Raw genomic sequence first — 20,468 nt, 5'->3', positions numbered from 1 at the left:
TTACTCCTGGCAGAGGATTGGAATCCGAGCACCGTCCCTGGTCGCCATCCGCGGCTGAAAAAAAGGGAGCCGCGCGGGCTCCCTGATCCGTTACGACACGCGCTATCAGGCCTCGATTTCAATCAAGACTTCGCCCGGGTTCACGCGGTCACCTTTGGCGACGTGCACCGCCTTCACGGTGCCGGCGATCGGCGCCTGGATTTCGGTCTCCATCTTCATCGCCTCGCTGACCAGCACCGGCTGGCCGGCTTTGACTACATCGCCGACCTTGACCAGCACGTCGACCACATTGCCCGGCATGGTGGTGCTAACGTCGCCCGGCGCGCTGGCCTGCTTGCGCCCGCTGCTGCCACCGCCGACGAACTCGTTGAGCGCCTCGAACACCACTTCTTCCGGCATGCCGTCGATGGACAGATAGAAGTGGCGCTTGCCTTCGGCCTTGACGCCGACGCCGGTGATGTCGACGCGGTAGGTTTCGCCGTGCACGTCGATGACGAACTCGGTCGGCACGCCCTCCTGGGCGACGTTGGCGGTGGTGCCCGGGATCGGCAGCAGCGCTTCGGGCTGCAGGGCGCCGGCTTCGCGCTCCTCGAGGAACTTGCGGCCGATGTCCGGGAACATGGCGTAGGTCAGCACGTCCTCCTCGCTCTTGGCCAGCGCGCCGACTTCCTTGCGCAGCTTGTCCAGCTCGGGTGCGATCAGATCGGCCGGGCGGCACTCGATGACCTCCTCGCTGCCGATGGCCATGAAGCGCAGGCGCTCGCATACCGGCGCCGGAGCCTGGCCGTAGCGGCCCTGCAAGTAGAGCTTCACCTCGTTGGTGATGGTCTTGTAGCGCTCGCCGGCGAGCACGTTGAAGAACGCCTGGGTGCCGACGATCTGCGAGGTCGGCGTGACCAGCGGCGGGTAGCCGAGGTCCTTGCGCACCTTCGGAATCTCGGCCAGCACTTCATCCATGCGATGCAGCGCGCCCTGCTCCTTGAGCTGGTTGGCGAGGTTGGAAATCATCCCGCCGGGCACCTGGTTGACCTGCACGCGGGTGTCGACGCCGGTGAATTCGCTCTCGAACTGGTGGTACTTTTTGCGCACCGCGTAGAAGTACAGGCCGATCTCCTGCAGCAGCTCGAGATCCAGGCCGGTGTCGTACGGCGTGTCGCGCAGCGCGGCGACCATCGACTCGGTGCCCGGGTGGCTGGTGCCCCAGGCCATCGACGAGATCGCGGTGTCGATGCGGTCGGCGCCGTTCTCCACGGCCTTGAGCTGGCACATGCTGGCGACGCCAGCGGTGTCGTGCGAGTGCACCACCACGTCCAGCAGCGGCAGCGCTTGCTTCAGCGCCTTGACCAGCGCGCCGGTGGCGTACGGCGTGAGCAGGCCGGCCATGTCCTTGATGGCGATGGAGTCGATGCCCATCGCTGCCATCTTGCGCGCCTGCTCGACGAAGGCGTCGATGGTGTGCACGGGGCTGGTGGTGTAGGCGATGGTGCCCTGGGCGTGCTTGCCGGCCTTCTTCACCGCACGGATGGCGGTCTCCAGGTTACGCACGTCGTTCATCGCATCGAAGATGCGGAACACGTCGATGCCGTTCTCCGCCGCCTTGGCGACGAAGGCTTCGACCACGTCGTCGCTGTAGTGGCGGTAGCCGAGCAGGTTCTGCCCGCGCAGCAGCATCTGCAGGCGGGTATTGGGCAGCGCGGCCTTGAGCTGGCGCAGACGCTCCCACGGGTCTTCCTTGAGGAAGCGCACGCAGGCGTCGAACGTGGCGCCGCCCCAGACTTCCAGCGACCAGTAGCCGACGCGGTCGAGCTTGTCGCAGATCGGCAGCATGTCTTCGGTGCGCATGCGGGTCGCCAGCAGCGACTGGTGGGCGTCACGCAGGATGGTGTCGGTAACGCTGATTTTCTTCTGAGCAGTCATGGGTCGTTCCTCACAGGCCTGCGTGGGCGGCAATGGCAGCGGCGATGGCCAGGGCCAGTTCGCCCGGCTTGCGTTTGATCGAGTAGTGCAGCAGCTCCGGGTGGTTATCGACGAAGCTGGTGTTGAACTGGCCGCTGCGGAAATCCGGGTTGGCCAGGATCTGCTGGTAGTAGGTGGCGGTGGTCTTCACGCCCTGCACACGCATGTCGTCCAGGGCGCGCGAGCCACGCGCCAGCGCCTCTTCCCAGGTCAGCGCCCAGACCACCAGCTTCAGGCACATGGAGTCGTAATACGGCGGGATGGTGTAGCCGGTGTAGATCGCCGTGTCGGTGCGCACGCCGGGGCCGCCGGGCGCGTAGTAGCGGGTGATCTTGCCGAAGCACGGCAGGAAGTTGTTGCGCGGGTCCTCGGCGTTGATGCGGAACTGCAGCGCGTAGCCGCGGTACTGGATGTCTTCCTGCTTGACCGACAGCGGCTGGCCGGAGGCGATGCGGATCTGCTCGCGCACGATGTCGATGCCGGTGATTTCCTCGGTGATGGTGTGTTCCACCTGCACGCGGGTGTTCATCTCCATGAAGTACACCTCGCCATCGGCGAGCAGGAACTCCACGGTGCCGGCGTTCTCGTAGCCCACCGCCTTGGCCGCCTTCACCGCCAGATCGCCGATGTAGGCGCGCTGCTCGGGGGTCAGCTGCGGGCTGGGCGCGATCTCGATGAGTTTCTGGTTGCGCCGCTGGATCGAGCAGTCGCGCTCGAACAGGTGCACGGTGTTGCCGAAGGAGTCGGCCAGCACCTGCGCCTCGATATGCTTGGGCTCGACGATGCATTTCTCGAGGAACACCTCGGCACTGCCGAAGGCCTTGGTCGCCTCGGAAATGACGCGCGGGTAGGCCGCTTCCAGCTCGGCGCGCGTGTTGCAGCGACGGATACCGCGGCCGCCACCGCCGGAGGTGGCCTTGAGCATCACCGGGTAGCCGATGCGCTCAGCTTCGCGCAGCGCCTCGGCGAGGTCGGCGACGTTGCCTTCGGTGCCCGGCGTGACCGGCACGCCAGCCTTGATCATGCTGCGCCGCGCTTCGGTCTTGTCGCCCATGCGGCGGATGACCTCGGCGCTCGGACCGACGAAGCGGATGCCACGCTCGGCGCAGATTTCCGCCAGTTCGGCATTCTCGGAGAGGAAGCCGTAGCCCGGATGCAGGGCATCGCAGCCGGTTTCCACCGCCAGGTTCACCAGCTTGCGCGGGTTCAGGTAGCCGGCCAGCGGGTCTTCGCCGATGAAATGCGCCTCGTCGGCGCGCTTGACGTGCAGCGCATGGCGGTCGGCCTCGGAGAACACCGCCACCGAGCGGACGCCCATTTCGGCACAGGCACGCACGATGCGCACCGCAATTTCCCCGCGGTTGGCGATCAGCAGCTTCTTGATCACGCTGTCTTCCTCGGATCGATGAGCAGGCGACCCGCAGGACGGGTCGGGAAGTGCCCGCCTCGGCGAGCGTTTTTTACCCTACGCCTCGCTTATCGATTACCGAAAATAAATAATTGTTTGCTTATGGATAAGTGAAAACTTATACATGCGTGCAGATACCGGTAATACCGGGCTGCGGCGCGCTTAGCTGACCGCTTGAACAGTAAAAATTCGTTGTCTGCCAGGCGCCCGTGGCGCCGGAGAACCTTCATGCGAAAGTCCCTGATGCGCATGACGCTGCGCCAGCTTCAGGTGTTCGGCGCCGTCTGCGAAAGTCGCTCCTACAGCCGCGCGGCTGAGGAAATGGCGCTGACCCAGCCGGCGGTGAGTCTGCAGATTCGCCAGCTGGAGGAGCTGGTCGGCCAGCCGCTGTTCGAGTACGTCGGCAAGAAGCTCTACCTGACCGAGGCCGCCGAGGCGCTCAAGCGCGCCAGCAGCGACATCTTCGCCCGCCTCGACAGCCTCGACATGCAGCTGACCGACCTGCAGGGCTCGCTGCAGGGCCAGCTCAACCTGGCGGTGGAATCCAGCGCCAAGTACTTCGTGCCGCACCTGTTCGCCGCGTTTCGTCGCCAGCATCCGGACGTCAGCCTGCAACTGAGCGTGGTCAACCGTGCGCAGGTGATCAAGCGCCTGTCGGACAACCGCGACGATCTGGTGATCATGTCGCTCATGCCCTCGGAAGTCGCGCTGGAGTTCCTGCCGTTCCTCAACAACCCGATCGTCGCCGTGGCGCCGCCGGAGCATCCGCTGTGTCAGGCCAGCCGGCTGTCGTTGCAGGACCTGGCGGCCTATCCGCTGCTGGTGCGCGAACCCGGCTCGGGCACGCGCAAGGCCTGCGAGGAATACTTCCAGCAAAAGCGCGCGCACTTCGCGCAGACGGTGCAGATCGCCTCGCTCGATGCGCTGCGCGAAGCGGTGATCGCCGGCCTCGGCGTGGCGCTGCTGCCGCGCCATGCGGTGACGCTGGAACTGGCCCACGGCCTGCTGCGCGAGCTGCCGGTGGACGAGCTACCGCTCTACCGCAGCTGGTGCGTCGCGCATGCCCGCGGCAAACGCCTGAGCCCGGTGGCCCAGGCATTCTTCGCCTTCATCCGTGATCAGCGCGCGCAGGTCAGTGCGCTGGCCGCGCGCTTCGGCGGTTCTCAGCCCAAGCCCGCTGTGCAGTGAGTGCGGCAGGCTCGGCGAACGGGTCCAGCAGCGCGTGCAGACGGCGCTCCTCGGCGTAACTCTCGATGGCGCGACGGAACTGCATGCGCCGCACGTCCTGCTCCTTGCGGCGGGCCTTGGCGTCGGACGGCGGAAGGTCGGTATACGGGTACATGGGCGGTCTCCCAGGACGGGTATCGGGAAACCCAGCATCGGACCGCCAGATGACGCCTTGAAGACAGCTCGTTGAACGAGCGATGAACGCGCCGGTTCAGTCGTCGTGCTTCACCGACTTGGGCGACAGCCGCAGGCTGCGCAGGCTGCGCTTGACGCTCTTGAGGTGGTTGACCAGGCTCGGTCCGCGCGCCATCGCCACGCCCATCGCCAACACGTCGATCACCACCAGATGGGCGATGCGGGAGGTCAGCGGCGTGTAGATCTCGGTGTCTTCCTGCACGTCGATGGCCAGGTTGATGGTCGCCAGCTCGGCCAGCGGCGTCTGGCTCGGGCACAGGGTGATCAGCGTGGCGCCGGATTCGCGCACCACGTTGGCGGTGATCAGCAGGTCCTTGGAGCGCCCCGACTGCGAGATGCAGATCGCCACGTCGGTGGGTTTGAGCGTCACCGCCGACATCGCCTGCATGTGCGGGTCGGAATAGGCCGCCGCCGACAGCAGCAGACGGAAGAACTTGTGCTGGGCATCGGTGGCCACCGCGCCGGACGCGCCGAAACCGTAGAACTCCACCCGCTCGGCCTTGGCGCAGGCCTCGATGGCGCGCTCCAGCGCCTGCGGATCGAGGCGCTCGCGCACCTCCATCAGGGTGTGCAGGGTGGTATCGAAAATCTTCAGACTGACATCCATCACCGAGTCGTTCTCGCTGATGGCGAACTGGCCGAAGCTGGCGCCGGCGGCCAGGCTTTGCGCCAGTTTCAGCTTGAGGTCCTGAAAGCCCTGGCAGCCGATGGCGCGGCAGAAACGCACGATGGTCGGCTCGCTGACACCTACCGCATGGGCCAGATCGGCCATCGAACTGTGCATCACCGAGGCCGGATCGAGCAGGACGTGGTCGGCCACCTTCAGTTCCGACTTCCTCAACAGGCTTCTCGATTGGGCGATGTGTTGCAGCAGATTCACGTGGCGGACTCGCTTATGCTCGCGTCCGATGGCCTGGGCGCCGCAGCGCCGCTCGACCATCAGCGGGTTGTAGTGGGGCGGTAGTTATACTACAAGCCTCGCCGTGACGCCCCTTTTTTGGCCTCCAGGAGTGCTCCCGTGTCGATTTCCTGTGACATGCTCGTGTTCGGCGGAACCGGCGACCTGACCCTGCACAAACTGCTGCCGGCGCTCTACCACTTGCACCGCGACGGTCGCCTGCACAGCGACGTGCGGATTCTCGCGCTGGCGCGCAAGAAGCTCGACCGCGCCGGCTACCTGGCGCTAGCCGAACGCCACTGCCGGGCGCAGGTCGCGCGCGGCGATTTCAGCGTCGACACCTGGCAGGCCTTCGCCCAGCGGCTGGACTATTTCGCCATGGACGCCAGCCAGCGCGGCGAATTCGTCCGCCTGGCGCATCACCTGGGCAGCGGTGACAGGCGCGTGCGGGTCTACTACCTGGCCACCGCGCCGGACCTGTTCGAGCCCATCGCCAGCCATCTGGAAAGCGCCGGACTGGCCGGGGAAAACGCGCGCATCGTGTTGGAGAAACCCATCGGCCACTCGCTGGAATCGGCGCGCACGATCAATGCGGCGATCGGCGCGGTGTTCGCCGAGTCGCGCATCTACCGGATCGACCACTACCTGGGCAAGGAAACCGTGCAGAACCTCATGGCGCTGCGCTTCGCCAACGCGCTGTTCGAGCCGATCTGGCGCGCCGGGCATATCGATCATGTGCAGATCACCGTGGCCGAAACGCTCGGCGTGGAGAACCGCGGCGGCTACTACGACCACGCCGGCGCCATGCGCGACATGCTGCAGAACCACCTACTGCAACTGCTCTGCCTGGTGGCGATGGAGGCGCCGGTGCGCTTCGACGCTGAGTCGGTGCGCAACGAGAAGGTCAAGGTGCTGCAGGCGCTCAAGCCGATCACCGGCATGGACGTGCTGGACAAGACCGTGCGCGGCCAGTACGGAGCCGGCCAGATCGGCGGCCACGACGTGCCGGCTTACTACTTCGAGCCCAGCATCGACAATGACAGCGACACCGAAACGTTCGTCGCCGTGCAGACCGAGATCGACAACTGGCGCTGGGCCGGCGTGCCGTTCTACCTGCGCACCGGCAAGCGCATGGCGCGCAAGCGCTCGGAGATCATCATCACCTTCAAGCCGGTGCCGCACCTGCTGTTCAAGAAGGGCGAAGCCAACCGCCTGGTGATCCGCCTGCAGCCCGAGGAATGCATCGGCCTGCAGCTGATGGCCAAGGCGCCGGGCAAGGGCATGCAACTCGAACCGGTGGAGCTGGATCTGAACCTCGCGCACGCTTTCAGCAGCAGCCGCCGCTGGGATGCCTACGAGCGCCTGCTGCTCGACGTGATCGAAGGCGATTCCACGCTGTTCATGCGGCGCGACGAGGTGGAAGCCGCCTGGCAGTGGGTCGATCCGATCCTGCGCGGCTGGCAGGGCCATTACCGCAAGCCGCGCCCCTACCCCGCCGGCAGCGACGGCCCGGAACAGGCCCACCAGCTCATCGAACGCCAGGGTCGCGGCTGGTCGCATTGAGGCGTTCCGCGCGCACTGGGTGAACTGCGCGCAGTGCGCGCGATGGAATCACGCGACACTGCGCGGCATATATGGCCGATATGCCGCCAGATGAGCCGCATCAACTTCCGGCACCCTACGTCACATCACACAAGATCAACTTTCCGGCAACGCGCCAGTTGAAGGCGCTCGTCCGCCAGCGAACCACGCAAGTTCACCCAACAGTTGGTTCGCGATATTCAACCGCATGTCATGCCATATCGGCCAGATAGTTCTGCGGAAACTTTCCACCGTTCTCGAGACTGACAGCGCGGCAATCAAATCCGCCACAAAGCCACGCATTACGAGGCCTGCAGCCTACCCTTGAGCCATTCGCATGGAACTTTGCGCGGACGCCAAGTTCAACTTCCGCATCGACCTTTGTATCTCGCTCGAATTGGCCCCGTGAAACACATTGAATCACCTTCGGCAACTTGCCGTTATCCGTGGATATTCTACGAGTTCATCTCCGCTGACTCGCGGCAATATCGGCGCAGCGGGTTGAGATAATCTTTTCAATGTGTTTACCCTGAAAAAGGACAGTATCAACCGAAAGGAGTTGTTTTGAGTTTTGCCACCGTAATGCTCCGTCGTCCAACCGACAGCGACGGTTACAACCTCCATCAGCTGGTGGCGCGCTGCCAGCCCCTCGATAGGAACTCGGTCTACTGCAACCTGCTGCAGTGCTCCGACTTCGCCGACACCGCCATCGCCGCCGAAACCGCCGACGGCCGCCTGGTCGGCTTCATCTCCGGTTATCGCCCGCCCTCACGGCCGGACACGCTGTTCGTCTGGCAGGTCGCCGTCGACGCCTCGATGCGTGGCCAGGGGCTGGCCCTGCGCATGCTGCTGGCCTTGACCGCCCGCGTCGCTGGCGAACACGGCGTACGTTTCATGGAAACCACCATCTCGCCGGACAACGCGGCGTCGCAGGCGCTGTTCAAGCGCGCCTTCGACCGCCTCGACGCCAATTGCACGACACGCACGCTGTTCGCCCGCGACGTGCATTTCGCCGGACAGCACGAGGACGAGGTGCTCTACCGCGCCGGTCCGTTCACCGTTTCCCACCTAGAAGAAGAGCTCAAGGAGCACGTATGAACACCTTTGAACTGAACGAATCCCAGGTTCGCAGCTACTGCCGTTCCTTCCCCGTGGTCTTCGACAAGGCCCAGGGCGCCGAACTGGTCACCCACGACGGCAAGCGTTACATCGACTTCCTCGCCGGTGCCGGCACGCTCAATTACGGGCACAACCACCCGGTACTCAAGCAGGCGCTGCTCGACTACATCGAGCACGACGGCATCACCCACGGCCTGGACATGTACACCGCGGCCAAGGCGCGCTTTCTCGACACCTTCAACCGGCTGATTCTCGAGCCACGCGGCATGGGCGCCTACCGCATGCAGTTCACCGGCCCGACCGGCACCAATGCGGTCGAGGCGGCGTTGAAGCTGGCGCGCAAGGTCACCGGGCGCAACAACATCATCAGCTTCACCAACGGCTTCCACGGCTGCAGCATCGGCGCGCTGGCCGCGACCGGTAACCAGCACCACCGCGGCGGCGCCGGCACCGGCCTCAGCGATGTCAGCCGCATGCCCTACGCCAACTACTTCGGCGACAAGACCAACACCATCGGCATGATGGACAAGCTGCTGTCCGACCCCTCCAGCGGCATCGACAAGCCGGCCGCGGTGATCGTCGAGACGGTGCAGGGCGAAGGCGGCCTGAACGTCGCCTCGGCCGAGTGGATGCGCAAGCTGGAAAAGCTCTGCCACAAGCACGAGATGCTGCTGATCGTCGACGACATCCAGGCCGGCTGCGGCCGCACCGGTAGCTTCTTCAGCTTCGAGGAGATGGGCATTCAGCCGGACATCGTCACCCTGTCCAAGTCGCTGTCCGGCTACGGCCTGCCGTTCGCCATGGTGCTGCTGCGCCAGGAGCTGGACCAGTGGCAGCCGGGCGAACACAACGGCACCTTCCGCGGCAACAACCACGCCTTCGTCACCGCCGCCGCGGCGCTGGAGCACTTCTGGCAGAACGACGCGTTCGCCAGCAGCGTGAAAGCCAAGGGCAAGCGCATCGCCGACGGCATGCAGCGCATCATCCGCCGCCACGGCCCGGATTCGCTGTTCCTCAAGGGCCGCGGAATGATGCTCGGCATCAGCTGCCCGGATGGCGAGATCGCTGCCGCCGCCTGCCGTCACGCCTTCGACAACGGTCTGGTGATCGAGACCAGCGGCGCCCACAGCGAGGTGGTCAAGTGCCTCTGCCCGCTGGTGATCGGCGACGACCAGATCGACAAGGCGCTCGCCATCCTCGACAAGGCGTTCGCCGCCGTGATGAGCGAGCAAACCGCGAACCAGGCTTCCTGAGGTATTTGCAGATGATCGTCAGAACCCTCGCCGAATGCGAAAAGACCGAGCGCAAAGTCCACAGCCAGACCGGCACCTGGGACAGCACCCGCATGCTGCTCAAGGAGGACAACGTCGGTTTCTCCTTCCACATCACCACCATCTACGCCGGCAGCGAGACACACATCCACTACCAGAACCACTTCGAGTCGGTGTATTGCATCAGCGGCAACGGCGAGATCGAAACCCTCGCCGACGGCAAGATCTACAAGATCGAGCCGGGCACGCTGTACGTGCTGGATCAGCATGACGAGCACCTGCTGCGTGGCGGCAGCGAAGACATGAAGCTCGCCTGCGTGTTCAACCCGCCGCTCAACGGCCGCGAAGTGCACGACGCCAGCGGCGTCTATCCGCTGGAGGCCGAAACCGTCTGATTCACCGGGGCGGCGAGCATGCCGCCCCGCCACTACAAGAAAGGAGGCAAGCGTGCAGCCTATGCAAGCCGACCTGTATCCCTCGCGCCACGAGGACCAGCCGCGCTGGCAGGACCGTCTGGACCCGGTCGTCTACCGCAGCGACCTGGAGAACGCGCCGATCGCCGCCGAGCTGATCGAACGCTTCGAGCGCGACGGCTACCTGGTCATCCCCAATCTGTTCAGTGCCGCGGAAGTGGCGCTGTTTCGCGCCGAACTCGAGCGCATGCGCCGGGATCCGGCCGTCGCCGACTCCGGCAAGACCATCCAGGAACCCGACAGCGGCGCGATCCGCTCGGTGTTCGCCATCCACAAGGACAACCCGCTGTTTGCCCGCGTCGCCGCCGATGAGCGCATCGCCGGCATCGCCCGCTTCATCCTCGGCGGCGACGTCTATGTGCATCAGTCGCGGATGAACTTCAAACCCGGCTTCAGCGGCAAGGAGTTCTACTGGCATTCGGATTTCGAGACCTGGCACGTCGAGGACGGCATGCCGCGCATGCGCTGCCTGTCCTGCTCGATCCTGTTGACCGACAACGAGCCGCACAATGGCCCGCTGATGCTGATGCCCGGTTCGCACCGCCACTACGTGCGCTGCGTCGGCGCCACGCCGGAGAATCACTACGAGAAATCCCTGCGCAAGCAGGAGATCGGCGTGCCCGACCAGAACAGCCTGAGCGAGCTGGCCAGCCGTTTCGGCATCGACTGCGCCACCGGCCCCGCCGGCAGCGTGGTGTTCTTCGACTGCAACACCATGCACGGCTCCAACGGCAATATCACGCCCAGTGCGCGGAGCAATCTGTTCTACGTCTACAACCATGTGGATAATGCGCTGCTGGCTCCGTTCTGCGCGCACAAGCCGCGCCCGGCGTTCGTCGCCGAGCGTGAGACATTCAAGCCGCTCGACATTCAGCCGCAACAGTATCCTTGAGGCGTTCGGGTGCGTCTGATGACGACCCGACCCCGGCCGTGCCACACGGCCGGGGGATGAATCCATTTCCAGCTCGTTGACCGCCGGCGCTCCCGCGCGCGGCCTGCCAGCGGCCTGCCAGATGCGGACGTAATAAATAGATGCATACCGTGGAAAAGATCGGCGGCACGTCGATGAGCCGCTTCGACGAACTGCTCGACAATATCTTCATCGGCTCGCGCCAGGGTGACGCGCTGTACCAGCGCGTGTTCGTCGTCTCGGCCTACAGCGGCATGACCAACCTGCTGCTCGAGCACAAGAAGACCGGCGAGCCGGGCGTCTACCAGCGCTTCGCCGAGGCGCACAACGACGAAGCCTGGCGCGAAGCGCTTGAGACCGTGCGCCAGCGCATGCTGGAGAAGAACGCCGAGCTGCTCACCGGCACGCCCGAGCTGCAAGCCGCCGACCGCTTCGTCAACGAGCGCATCAACGACGCCCGCGATTGCATGGACAGCCTGCACAAGCTGTGCAGCTACGGCCATTTCCAGCTCAGCGAGAACCTGATGAAGGTGCGCGAAATGCTCGCCTCCCTTGGCGAAGCGCACAGCGCGTTCAACAGCGTGCTGGCGCTGCGGCAGCGCGACATCAATGCGCGGCTGGTCGACCTCAGCGGCTGGCAGATGGACAAGCCGCTGCCGTTCGAGACGATGATCGCGCAGAGCTTCGCCGGCCTCGATCTCAGCCGCGAGCTGATCATCGCCACCGGCTACGCGCATTGCGCCGAGGGCCTGATGAACACCTTCGACCGCGGCTACAGCGAGATCACCTTCGCCCAGATCGCCGCCGCCACCGGCGCGCGCGAGGCGATCATCCATAAGGAATTCCACCTCAGCAGCGCCGACCCGAACCTGGTCGGCGTCGACAAGGTGGTCACCATCGGCCGCACCAACTACGACGTCGCCGATCAGCTGTCGAACCTCGGCATGGAAGCGATCCACCCGCGCGCCGCGCGCACGCTGCGCCGCGCCGGCATCGAGCTGCGCATCAAGAACGCCTTCGAGCCCGAGCACGGCGGCACGCTGATCAGCCAGGGCTACTGCAGCGCGCGGCCCTGCGTGGAGATCATCGCCGGGCGCAAGGATGTCTTCGGCATCGAGGTATTCGACCAGGAAATGCTCGGCGACCCCGAACACGACATCGAGATCAGCAAGCTGCTCAAGCAGCTCAAGCTGTACGTGATCAACAAGGGCTGCGACGCCAACAGCATCACCTACTACGTCAGCGGCTCGCGCAAGGCGATCAACCGCGCCGCGCGGCTGATCGAGGAGCGCTTCCCGGCCGCCGAGGTGACCATGCACAACGTCGCCGTGGTGTCGGCGATCGGCTCCAACCTCAAGGTCAAGGGCATCCTCGCACGCACCGCCACCGCGCTGGCCGAGGCCGGCATCAGCATCCAGGCGCTGCACCAGTCGATCCGCCAGGTGGAGATGCAGTGCGTGGTCAACGAGGAAGACTACGCCGCCGCCATCGCCGCGCTGCACCGCGCGCTGATCGAGCCGGAGAACCATGGCGACGTGATCGCCGCCGCCTGATCCGCGCATGCGGTCGAAACGCCGGGCACGTCCCGGCGTTTTGCTGTCTGGCCTTTCGCTACCGGCGCATGACCCCGATCAATACCGCCGGCACAGGGCGGGACGACCATGGAAACAGGCGGCAGGTCACGGTTCGCGCAGACCGTAGCGCCTGTCCACCCGCTCCCCCATGCAGCAGGAGTTGCCATGTTCCCCGAATACCGCGATCTGATCACCCGCCTGAAGGCGGAGAACCGGACGTTCGCCCGCCTGTTCGACGAGCACAATGAGCTGGACCAGCGCGTCAAGAACATCGAGGCGCGCATCATCCCCGGCACCGACAGCGAAGTCGAAGCCCTGAAGAAGGAAAAACTGCAGCTCAAGGACCGCCTCTACGAGATGCTCAAGGAGGCATCGCCTACCTGAGGCCAGCGGGCGTTCCGCCAGACGGGGCGCCCTGCACGACCGCCGATCCGCCCATTGGCCGCGCACGCCGGGCACGAGCGCAGTAGAATGCCGCGCTTCGATGCCCCTGCGAGTCCCGCCCCCATGAGTACCACCCACCGTACCGAGCTGCTGTCACCCGCCGGCACGCTGAAATCCATGCGCTACGCCTTCGCCTACGGCGCCGACGCGGTCTACGCGGGGCAGCCACGCTACAGCCTGCGCGTGCGCAACAACGAGTTCGACCACGCCAATCTCAAGCTGGGCATCGACGAGGCCCACGCGCTGGGCAAGCAGTTCTACGTGGTGGTCAACATCGCCCCGCATAACGCCAAGCTGAAGACCTTTATCAAGGACCTCGAACCGGTGGTGGCGATGGGCCCGGACGCGCTGATCATGTCCGACCCGGGGCTGATCATGCTGGTGCGCCAGCATTTCCCGCAGCAGACCATCCATCTCTCGGTACAGGCCAACGCGGTGAACTGGGCGACGGTGAAGTTCTGGGAAAGCCAGGGCGTCAGCCGGGTGATCCTCTCGCGCGAGCTGTCGCTGGAGGAGATCGGCGAGATCCGCGAACAGGTGCCGGGCATGGAGCTGGAAGTGTTCGTCCACGGCGCGCTGTGCATGGCCTATTCCGGCCGCTGCCTGCTGTCGGGCTACATCAACAAGCGCGACCCCAACCAGGGCACCTGCACCAACGCCTGCCGCTGGGAATACAAGACCCACGAGGCCAAGGAGGATGAGCTGGGCAACTCGGTTCACCTCTACGAACCCATCGCCGTGCAGCAGGTCGAGGCACAGGACAACCCGACGCTGGGCGTCGGCGCGCCGACCGACAAGGTATTCCTGCTCGAGGACGTCTCGCGTCCCGGCGAATTCATGGAGGCGACCGAGGACGAGCACGGCACCTACATCATGAACTCCAAGGATCTGCGCGCCGTGCAGCACGTCGAGCGGCTGGTGCAGATGGGCGTGCATTCGCTGAAGATCGAGGGCCGCACCAAGAGCCACTACTACGTGGCGCGCACCGCGCAGGTCTACCGCAAGGCCATCGACGACGCACTGGCCGGCCGGCCGTTCGACAGGTCGCTGATGGACACGCTGGAATCGCTGGCGCACCGCGGCTACACCGAGGGCTTCCTGCGCCGTCACGTGCATGACGAATACCAGAACTACGAGCGCGGCTTCTCGCTCTCCGAGCGCCAGCAGTTCGTCGGCGAGCTGACCGGCGAGCGGCGCAACGGCCTGGCCGAGGTGAAGGTGAAGAACCGCTTCGCGGTGGGTGACCGGCTGGAGCTGATGACGCCGCAGGGCAATCTCAACCTGCGCCTGGAAGCACTGGAGAACAGCCGCGGCGAGACCATCGACGTCGCACCGGGCGACGGCCACACCGTCTACCTGCCGGTGCCGGAAGGCGTGGCGCTGCAATACGCCCTGCTGATGCGCGAACTGGAGAGCGGCACGACGAGAGGGTGATCGGCACGTACTGCCATCGGCAGGCGAACCGATAATTCCGGCCCCGTGTTCGGCGCGCCCGGCTTCAGCGAGCGCGCCGGCAGTCGACCAACCGCGTCGAGCCGCTAGGCGTAGCTGGGTGTCGATCTGGCAGCGAGTCCCGCCAGCTTCTGCGCCGCCTGGTGCTCTTTCAGGCTCTGCCACTGGGCAAACAGTTCGCCCACGTCCGCCCGCCCGGCAAATTCACCCAGCACGCTGCGCGGCGTAACCATCCGCGCGGCTTGAGCCAGCAGACGCTGCTGCGCCCGCGACAAAGCTTGCTCCTGCTCGTTGCGAAGCTGCTCGCCTTTCTGCAGCGCGTCGGCGTAGATGGCGCGCAGCTCCAGATCGCTCTTGCCATAGAAACGCATGTCGCCGCTGCGCCGGACCTCCCAGCGGAACTCGTTGAAGGAGCGCGGCTGCCAACTCTCGAGCAGCTGCCGGACATCCTTCACCTGGGCGTGGATATCGCGAACTTCACTGTCGGTGAACAATGCGCCCTGGCGTTTCTCGACGCTGTCATGCCAGCGCAGCAGCGTCGTCAAGGCTGCGCGGGCGTAGCCGCTATCGCTCGAGTGATGCGCGCCGGACAGCGGAACACGCTCTGGCATATCCCCGTCGAGGGCGATCTCTCCCATGTAGCGCGCACAGGTCTGCTCGTCGATCAGCGCACAGCCCGGCTGCCAGAGAATGGCTGCCTCGCTTCCGCCGCCCGGCTTGCGCGGCATGAAGTGCCGCTGCTCACCATGATGCTCGTACGGATCGCCGTGCAGGTTCACCAATCCCGCGAGCAACAGCACGATGCCGGCCACCGGCGAACTGAACAGTAGCGCGGTACCGGGCAGCGCCAGCTTCCACTCGGCATCCATCCAAGGCAGCGGCAAGGCCGGGATGGGATCGTCGTGATTGACGATGCGATGGTGGGTCAGCGCTTGAGCTGCCTGGACGAACGCACGGTCGCCGGCGCGAGGTGCGCCGTAGGTATAGAGCTGAACGTCGTCGGACCACTTTCGACGAAGCCATTCCGCCAGCAGCAGCGCGATAGCACCACCGAGGCTGTGGCCGCAGACGATGAGCGTGTGTTCGGCGGTGTAGAACGCTTCCAGATAGCGCTCGACAAAAGGCTTCACCGCGAGGAAGCCGCCATGGAAGCCGCGGTGGGCTTGGCCTATGCCCTCATAGGGCACCTGGCGCGCGTCCAGATCACGACCGGTGTCGGCGAGCATCTCTTGGGTGCCGCGCACCGAAATCAGCACGATCTTGTCGTTGTGGGTGATGAATGCCTGGGTACTGGAATCCTTGTCGTAGAGAAAGTGCACGTCCTCAGGGTTCTTCCAGCCCTCCTCCGCCTCCGTCACATAGCGCTCGGGATCGTACGGCATGATTTCCAGGCGCTTGGAATAAGGCACCTCCTCACAGAGCAAATGGTATGGCCCGGCGGCGTTAAATTGTGTTGGCTTAACCAGGCGTCCCAACTGATTCTGCAACACATGACCGATGCTGCCGAGAGACGTGTAGGGTGGCGGCGACGATTCATAACGCTCGAACGATCCCGGCTCCTTGCTGAACGGCGCGTAGACAAAGGCGCTCATCACCGCCAGGTGATAGGCGTTCAACGCACAGAAGTCCTTATCCCTAGAAAACAGTGGGCTATAGGCGCGCAGGGCTTTGACTTCGAGTACGTAATGCGCGCTTTCTGCCATTAACACGACTCCCGGTTGATCTTCCGGCAAACCGACATTTCGTTTTGGAATGGCTGGAGGGCGCGGCTGCCATGTCTTGTCTGCCTCGGGTAGATGGCCAGCAGCCTTAGCGAAATCCCTAACTTCGACTCGAAAAAAACGAGCTTTCTCTTGTGATGCACGCGCTTCCGCTAGATAGGTTTTTCCGTCTGTACGCGGCCCGGAAGGCGATTGTTCAGCTGCGATTTGCAGATTCGTTAGGGGAATACTGAACTTATCTCTAATCGAGATTTCTTCGTACCACGGATCAGGGTATTTCAGGGGCGACGTCGATAAATCGAGAATCAAAGGACCACACAACAAATGGTCGATTCTCGCAAAACCTTCGCCATTCAAAACCCCATCCAGAATCTGGCCTTGGTTACCATGTAGTTTATAAGACAAGCCAGCATAGGGGCTTCCATCCCCATGCTCATCCACCAAGCGAAAACTGATCCAATTATCCCTTAATGGGCACTCGAGGGTAGCTGCGGCTGTTTTATTCATCCTTGATCATTCCGTGCAATTTGGATACACGCTGCATTCCTGGCCGTTCATTTCAAACGTTTTGAATACAGGCGGATTTTGACATTGCTGCCAACCGTCCTTTGGCAAGCAAGGCTTCCATCCTTTTGAAGTCTTTATCCAAGTATTGTCCCGATACGGCTTCTCTTCGGGATTAGCCTGAAATATTAATCTAACCGTTCTTCCCGGCAACTCTGCGCTGACTAAGTATGCCCCGCCTCCCCTGCAGTTGAGCAATTTGCTGATTTGCCCCTGTCGGGATTTAGCCTTACTAAGCTGGAACCACCAAGCACACACCGCCGTCTTCGCAAGAACCCCATCACCTCCAAACGCCGGGGCACCCTCTGGAAGTTTATCGACTATGACCAATCCCCCGTTTTCATAGGTTTGCTGCCACTCTTTTCCACCGTAACGCCCGTTTATGGTCAGCTTCACCTTTGCCAGTTGCATTTCGCATAAGCCGGAACGGTAGTTGACCGGAATCTTGAAACGATATTGATGCGGAGCGCTCTCATAATCCGTTTTGAATGTCTTGCTTTGGCTGCGGCCATTGCATGCATCGGCGACGTCATATTCTGCTTGCGCCTTGAGCGAGAAATCGGCCGGTAACTCGCCTTCAAAAATGAAGGATTCCCCGCCGAACGAACCCAGTGCACTGCAGGCACTCAGGGAGAATCCCAGCAGCAAAGGTGAGAGCACATGAATGCGGGATGCCTTGAGGTAATGATTCATAACAATTGATCCCGAGCAGTAGAAGTGGCGTGCAGCATCTGGCTGAGCCTGGCGAAATGCATTTCAGGCGATTCCCGTTCTTCGGGAATCCAGGCGGGATGGTTCGCGAGTTCCGGGTCGAGCTGGTAACGCAGCAGGAACTGTAGGTGTTCCAGCGACCGCCATCCCCAGACTTCGGCCTTATCCAGCTGCTCACTCAGCCAATCGCTGAGAACGCGAGTTTCGGCGAGGCGCGCGGTGGCCGCCGCATGGTTCTGCCACAGCCAAAGCGTCAGGTTATGACGATGGATCTCCTGCACGACCCTGTCCGGTTCGGGCAGGGCCAACCAGGCGGCTTCGAACGGTGCAGCGTACTGTCCCGGGCGCGGGTTATCGAAACACCGCCAATGCTCACCATCCCAGCACAGGGCGCTCGCCAGAGGGCCAAGCAGCAACGGTTGCTGGGGCGTTGCAAGCTCGGCAAGGTGACGGGCGATGACCCGGTTGTCCTGGAATCGGTACAGCGAGCGCTGTCCCTGATCATCTACCTGCATACGTTCGTGCCAATGCTGCGCGAGGACAGGCAGCTCGACGCGGTCGGCGCTGGCCAACCAGCCCCAGTTGCGTTCGGGCGCATCGAGCAACGGCTGGATCCGCGCGATTTCGAACTCGCTCAAGGCGACCAGCCACGGACCGATATCCGCCAGGTCGGCAAACTCGGTTGCATGGTAGAGATTGACGTAATCGTGCATCAGGTCGCGGGCAAACAGCTCCTGAACGGGATTGGGTTCGGCCAGGCTGTCGATAACGAGTAGCAGCTGTCGCTGTTGCGCCCGCTGGTCATCGAGCCACTGGCACAGGGGCTCGTTCATGCGCTCGGCCCCGTGTCGCAGACGCCGTCTCTGCAGGCTTCGCAGATCGGGCAGCGGCTGGCGCCGATCTGCCGCGCCTTGCGTGCCATCATCAGCTGGGTGTTGGCCAGCGCCAGCTTCGGCTTGGCGCCGGCGCGGGCCTTGCCCGCCGCATTGGGCAGGACGGACGCAAGCACCTTCAGCCCCGAGCCGCTACCGGGTGCGCCACCGGAATTCATTTTGATCGTCGCGCCGCTCACCGTAACGCCACTGGGGTCGAGCTTGAGGAAGCTGCCGCCACCGCTGGCGGTGAGTTCCATCCCGGCGTCGATGACGACCTTGCTGCCGGCGTAGTAGTGGATCTCATCGCCGGCTTCGATGAACTGCCCGCTGCCGATCCGGACGTGCTGGGTGTTGCCGACGATGAGGTGATCGCTGGCTCTGACTTCGGTCTTGCGGTCGCCGTGAGTCGTGCGGTGTTCCTCGGCCCTGAACTCGCTGTAGCTGCTGGCTTCCACGGTGTCGTGACGCTCGTGGCCGACGCGGATCTTCTGGTCGTGCTCGATGTTCTCGTCCCAGTCGCGCTGGGCGTGGAGGTAGATCTGCTCGGCGCCCTTGCGGTCTTCGATGCGCAGTTCGTTGTAGCCGCCACCGCCGGGCGAGCTGAGCGTCTTGAACACCGTGCGGGTTTTGTTCGCCGGCAGGGCGTAGGGGACCTGATGCTCCTTGTGATAGAGGCAGCCGGTCACCAGCGGTTGATCGGGGTCACCTTCGAGGAAAGTCACCAGCACCTCCATGCCGACCCGCGGGATGGCGATACCGCCGTAGCGGTCGCCGGCCCAGCTGGAGCTGACGCGCAACCAGCAGCTGGTCTTGTCGTCGGCCTGGCCGTGGCGGTCCCAGTGGAACTGGACCTTCACCCGGCCATACTCGTCGCAGTGGATTTCTTCCCCTACCGGGCCGGTGACCTCGGCGGTCTGGCTGCCGAAGACCTTGGGCTTGGGATGTTCGCGTGGCGGGCGGTAGAAGACATCCCACGGCGAGGCTGCAAAGTGGTTGCGATAGCCCTGATGGAAGTCGGCGTCGCCACTGTCCGCTGTGGCGGTGCTGATCGACTCTTCCAGCACCTGTGGCTGTCGGCCCTGATGGAATACCTCGGTGAGCAGCCAGAGATCGTTCCACGATGGACGCGGATGATCGGTGAGGGCAAGGAAGTGACCGCTGGCCAGATAGGCGTCGCTGGCGCCCTCGGCCAGCTCGTAGTCCGCGCGCAGGCGCTGCAGGCTGCGTTTGGCCAGGTGCTTGCCGCGTTCGCGAGTGGTGAAGCGCCCGGGATAGTCGTAGGCCTCCAGTATCGGCGCGAACTCGCTGCCATGGCCGGCTTCCAGCCGCAGTCTGGGCTGCTCGAAGTCGTAATCGCGCAGGCTGGCGTGGCTGCTGCGAGTCTCCAGGCGTACGCCGAAGCGCTTGACGACCGCACGCTCGGCGACCAGCCCGGAATCCTGCTGGTAGGCCAGCGGTGCCAGTTTCGCGAACACCGTCTGATCGTCGCCGAACACCAGAACATGGCCGGATTCGCTGTGCTGGAAGTGGAAGCTGATGCCCTCCTCTTCGCACAGTCGCTGGATAAAGCGCAGATCACTCTCGTCGTACTGCACGCAATAGTCGCGTTCGGGATACGAATGACCGAGCTGGAAGCGATACGCGTCGGCCTGGATGCCGTGGGCTTCCAGCACCTGCGCAATGACTTGTGGCACGCCGAGATGCTGGAAGATGCGCTGGTCGTGGCTGTGCGCCAGGTAGGCCAGCTGCGGGCGCAGGCTGAGGCTATAGCGCGTCAGGCGCTTGCCCGATTCACCCTGGCGGACGCGCTGCAACACCCCGTGCACCCCCTTGCGGGCCGGGCCGAACGCGAGGTACGCCGGGCGATGCAGCAGGGCTTCGAGATCGAGATCGGGGCGCTCGCTGACCACTTCGATGTCGAAGCGGTAGGGCTGGTTGAGTTTCTCGTGGCCTTCGAAACTGAGCACTTGCAGGTCGGTTTCGACGCCGGCAACGGCGAGGGTGATATGCGCTTGATTGGCATCCAGCATGCCTTGGCCTCCATCCTTGAGTCAGGCGAAGGCCGAAGGTTGAACGACCTCGATGCCCG

The 20,468-nt window shown here is 64.0% G+C and carries 17 protein-coding genes; 9 read left to right on the top strand and 8 right to left on the bottom strand.

The genetic code is table 11. From position 1 onward, the window contains the following. Positions 1–105: 105 nt before the first annotated feature. Positions 106–1,917: a sodium-extruding oxaloacetate decarboxylase subunit alpha gene (gene oadA / locus U8L64_RS13840; protein ID WP_273526058.1), complete on the bottom strand. Its 1,812-nt coding sequence runs from the start codon at positions 1,915–1,917 to the stop codon at positions 106–108. Positions 1,918–1,927: 10 nt separating this feature from the next. Beyond that, a complete protein-coding gene (locus U8L64_RS13835) occupies positions 1,928–3,343 on the bottom strand; it encodes an acetyl-CoA carboxylase biotin carboxylase subunit (protein ID WP_043298778.1) in 1,416 nt (471 codons plus the stop codon). Positions 3,344–3,607: 264 nt separating this feature from the next. Here U8L64_RS13835 and U8L64_RS13830 point away from each other — a divergent pair, with 264 nt between their 5' ends. Beyond that, positions 3,608–4,552, top strand: a complete 945-nt coding sequence (locus U8L64_RS13830; RefSeq protein WP_167134693.1) for a LysR family transcriptional regulator — start codon at positions 3,608–3,610, stop codon at positions 4,550–4,552. Here the strand turns inward: U8L64_RS13830 and U8L64_RS13825 are convergent. Next, positions 4,497–4,706, bottom strand: coding sequence for a PA3496 family putative envelope integrity protein (locus tag U8L64_RS13825; protein WP_043298776.1), 210 nt, complete (start codon positions 4,704–4,706; stop codon positions 4,497–4,499). The genes U8L64_RS13830 and U8L64_RS13825 overlap by 56 nt on opposite strands. Positions 4,707–4,802: 96 nt before the next feature. Continuing rightward, a complete protein-coding gene (gene hexR / locus U8L64_RS13820) occupies positions 4,803–5,666 on the bottom strand; it encodes a transcriptional regulator HexR (protein WP_008568600.1) in 864 nt (287 codons plus the stop codon). A 156-nt stretch (positions 5,667–5,822) separates the two neighbouring features. Here hexR and zwf point away from each other — a divergent pair, with 156 nt between their 5' ends. From zwf to trhP, 8 genes are all read left to right on the top strand, one after another. Next, complete coding sequence (zwf, locus tag U8L64_RS13815) at positions 5,823–7,247, top strand: glucose-6-phosphate dehydrogenase (protein ID WP_333398192.1); 1,425 nt, start codon at positions 5,823–5,825, stop codon at positions 7,245–7,247. 600 nt (positions 7,248–7,847) lie between these two features. Next, positions 7,848–8,363 (top strand): diaminobutyrate acetyltransferase, encoded by a 516-nt coding sequence (gene ectA, locus U8L64_RS13810; protein WP_043298772.1) that lies wholly within the window; start codon positions 7,848–7,850, stop codon positions 8,361–8,363. After that, positions 8,360–9,637, top strand: a complete 1,278-nt coding sequence (gene ectB, locus U8L64_RS13805) for a diaminobutyrate--2-oxoglutarate transaminase (RefSeq protein WP_333398086.1) — start codon at positions 8,360–8,362, stop codon at positions 9,635–9,637. The genes ectA and ectB overlap by 4 nt, the downstream gene beginning before the upstream one ends. 11 nt (positions 9,638–9,648) lie before the next feature. Then, positions 9,649–10,050: an ectoine synthase gene (locus U8L64_RS13800; RefSeq protein ID WP_167133579.1), complete on the top strand. Its 402-nt coding sequence runs from the start codon at positions 9,649–9,651 to the stop codon at positions 10,048–10,050. A gap of 61 nt (positions 10,051–10,111) precedes the next feature. Beyond that, entirely contained in the window at positions 10,112–11,020 is a 909-nt protein-coding gene (gene thpD, locus U8L64_RS13795) for an ectoine hydroxylase (protein WP_213663914.1), read from the top strand. Positions 11,021–11,160: 140 nt separating this feature from the next. Continuing rightward, positions 11,161–12,591, top strand: a complete 1,431-nt coding sequence (locus tag U8L64_RS13790) for an aspartate kinase (protein WP_333398085.1) — start codon at positions 11,161–11,163, stop codon at positions 12,589–12,591. 186 nt (positions 12,592–12,777) lie between these two features. Continuing rightward, positions 12,778–12,996: a YdcH family protein gene (locus tag U8L64_RS13785; RefSeq protein WP_043298762.1), complete on the top strand. Its 219-nt coding sequence runs from the start codon at positions 12,778–12,780 to the stop codon at positions 12,994–12,996. A 123-nt stretch (positions 12,997–13,119) separates the two neighbouring features. Beyond that, a complete protein-coding gene (gene trhP, locus U8L64_RS13780; RefSeq protein WP_333398084.1) occupies positions 13,120–14,490 on the top strand; it encodes a prephenate-dependent tRNA uridine(34) hydroxylase TrhP in 1,371 nt (456 codons plus the stop codon). A gap of 104 nt (positions 14,491–14,594) precedes the next feature. Here trhP and U8L64_RS13775 read toward each other — a convergent pair whose 3' ends face one another. Genes U8L64_RS13775 through U8L64_RS13760 form a run of 4 tightly spaced genes read right to left on the bottom strand, consistent with a single transcriptional unit; the run spans position 14,595 to position 20,409 of the window. Continuing rightward, the gene (locus U8L64_RS13775; RefSeq protein WP_333398083.1) at positions 14,595–16,736 is read right to left on the bottom strand and encodes a lipase family protein; all 2,142 of its coding nucleotides are present in this window, start codon (positions 16,734–16,736) and stop codon (positions 14,595–14,597) included. A gap of 6 nt (positions 16,737–16,742) precedes the next feature. Beyond that, positions 16,743–17,486: a hypothetical protein gene (locus U8L64_RS13770; RefSeq protein ID WP_333398082.1), complete on the bottom strand. Its 744-nt coding sequence runs from the start codon at positions 17,484–17,486 to the stop codon at positions 16,743–16,745. Further along, a complete protein-coding gene (locus U8L64_RS13765; protein WP_333398081.1) occupies positions 17,483–18,337 on the bottom strand; it encodes a DUF4123 domain-containing protein in 855 nt (284 codons plus the stop codon). Before U8L64_RS13765 ends, U8L64_RS13770 begins: the two co-directional genes overlap by 4 nt. Then, positions 18,334–20,409 (bottom strand): type VI secretion system Vgr family protein, encoded by a 2,076-nt coding sequence (locus U8L64_RS13760; protein ID WP_333398080.1) that lies wholly within the window; start codon positions 20,407–20,409, stop codon positions 18,334–18,336. Before U8L64_RS13760 ends, U8L64_RS13765 begins: the two co-directional genes overlap by 4 nt. Between the last annotated feature and the right edge of the window lie 59 nt (positions 20,410–20,468).

The sequence above is a fragment of the Pseudomonas sp. FIP_A4 genome (genome assembly GCF_036701605.1).
GTDB classification, from domain to species: domain Bacteria; phylum Pseudomonadota; class Gammaproteobacteria; order Pseudomonadales; family Pseudomonadaceae; genus Stutzerimonas; species Stutzerimonas phenolilytica.
This window is presented reverse-complemented; position numbering and strand designations above follow the sequence as displayed.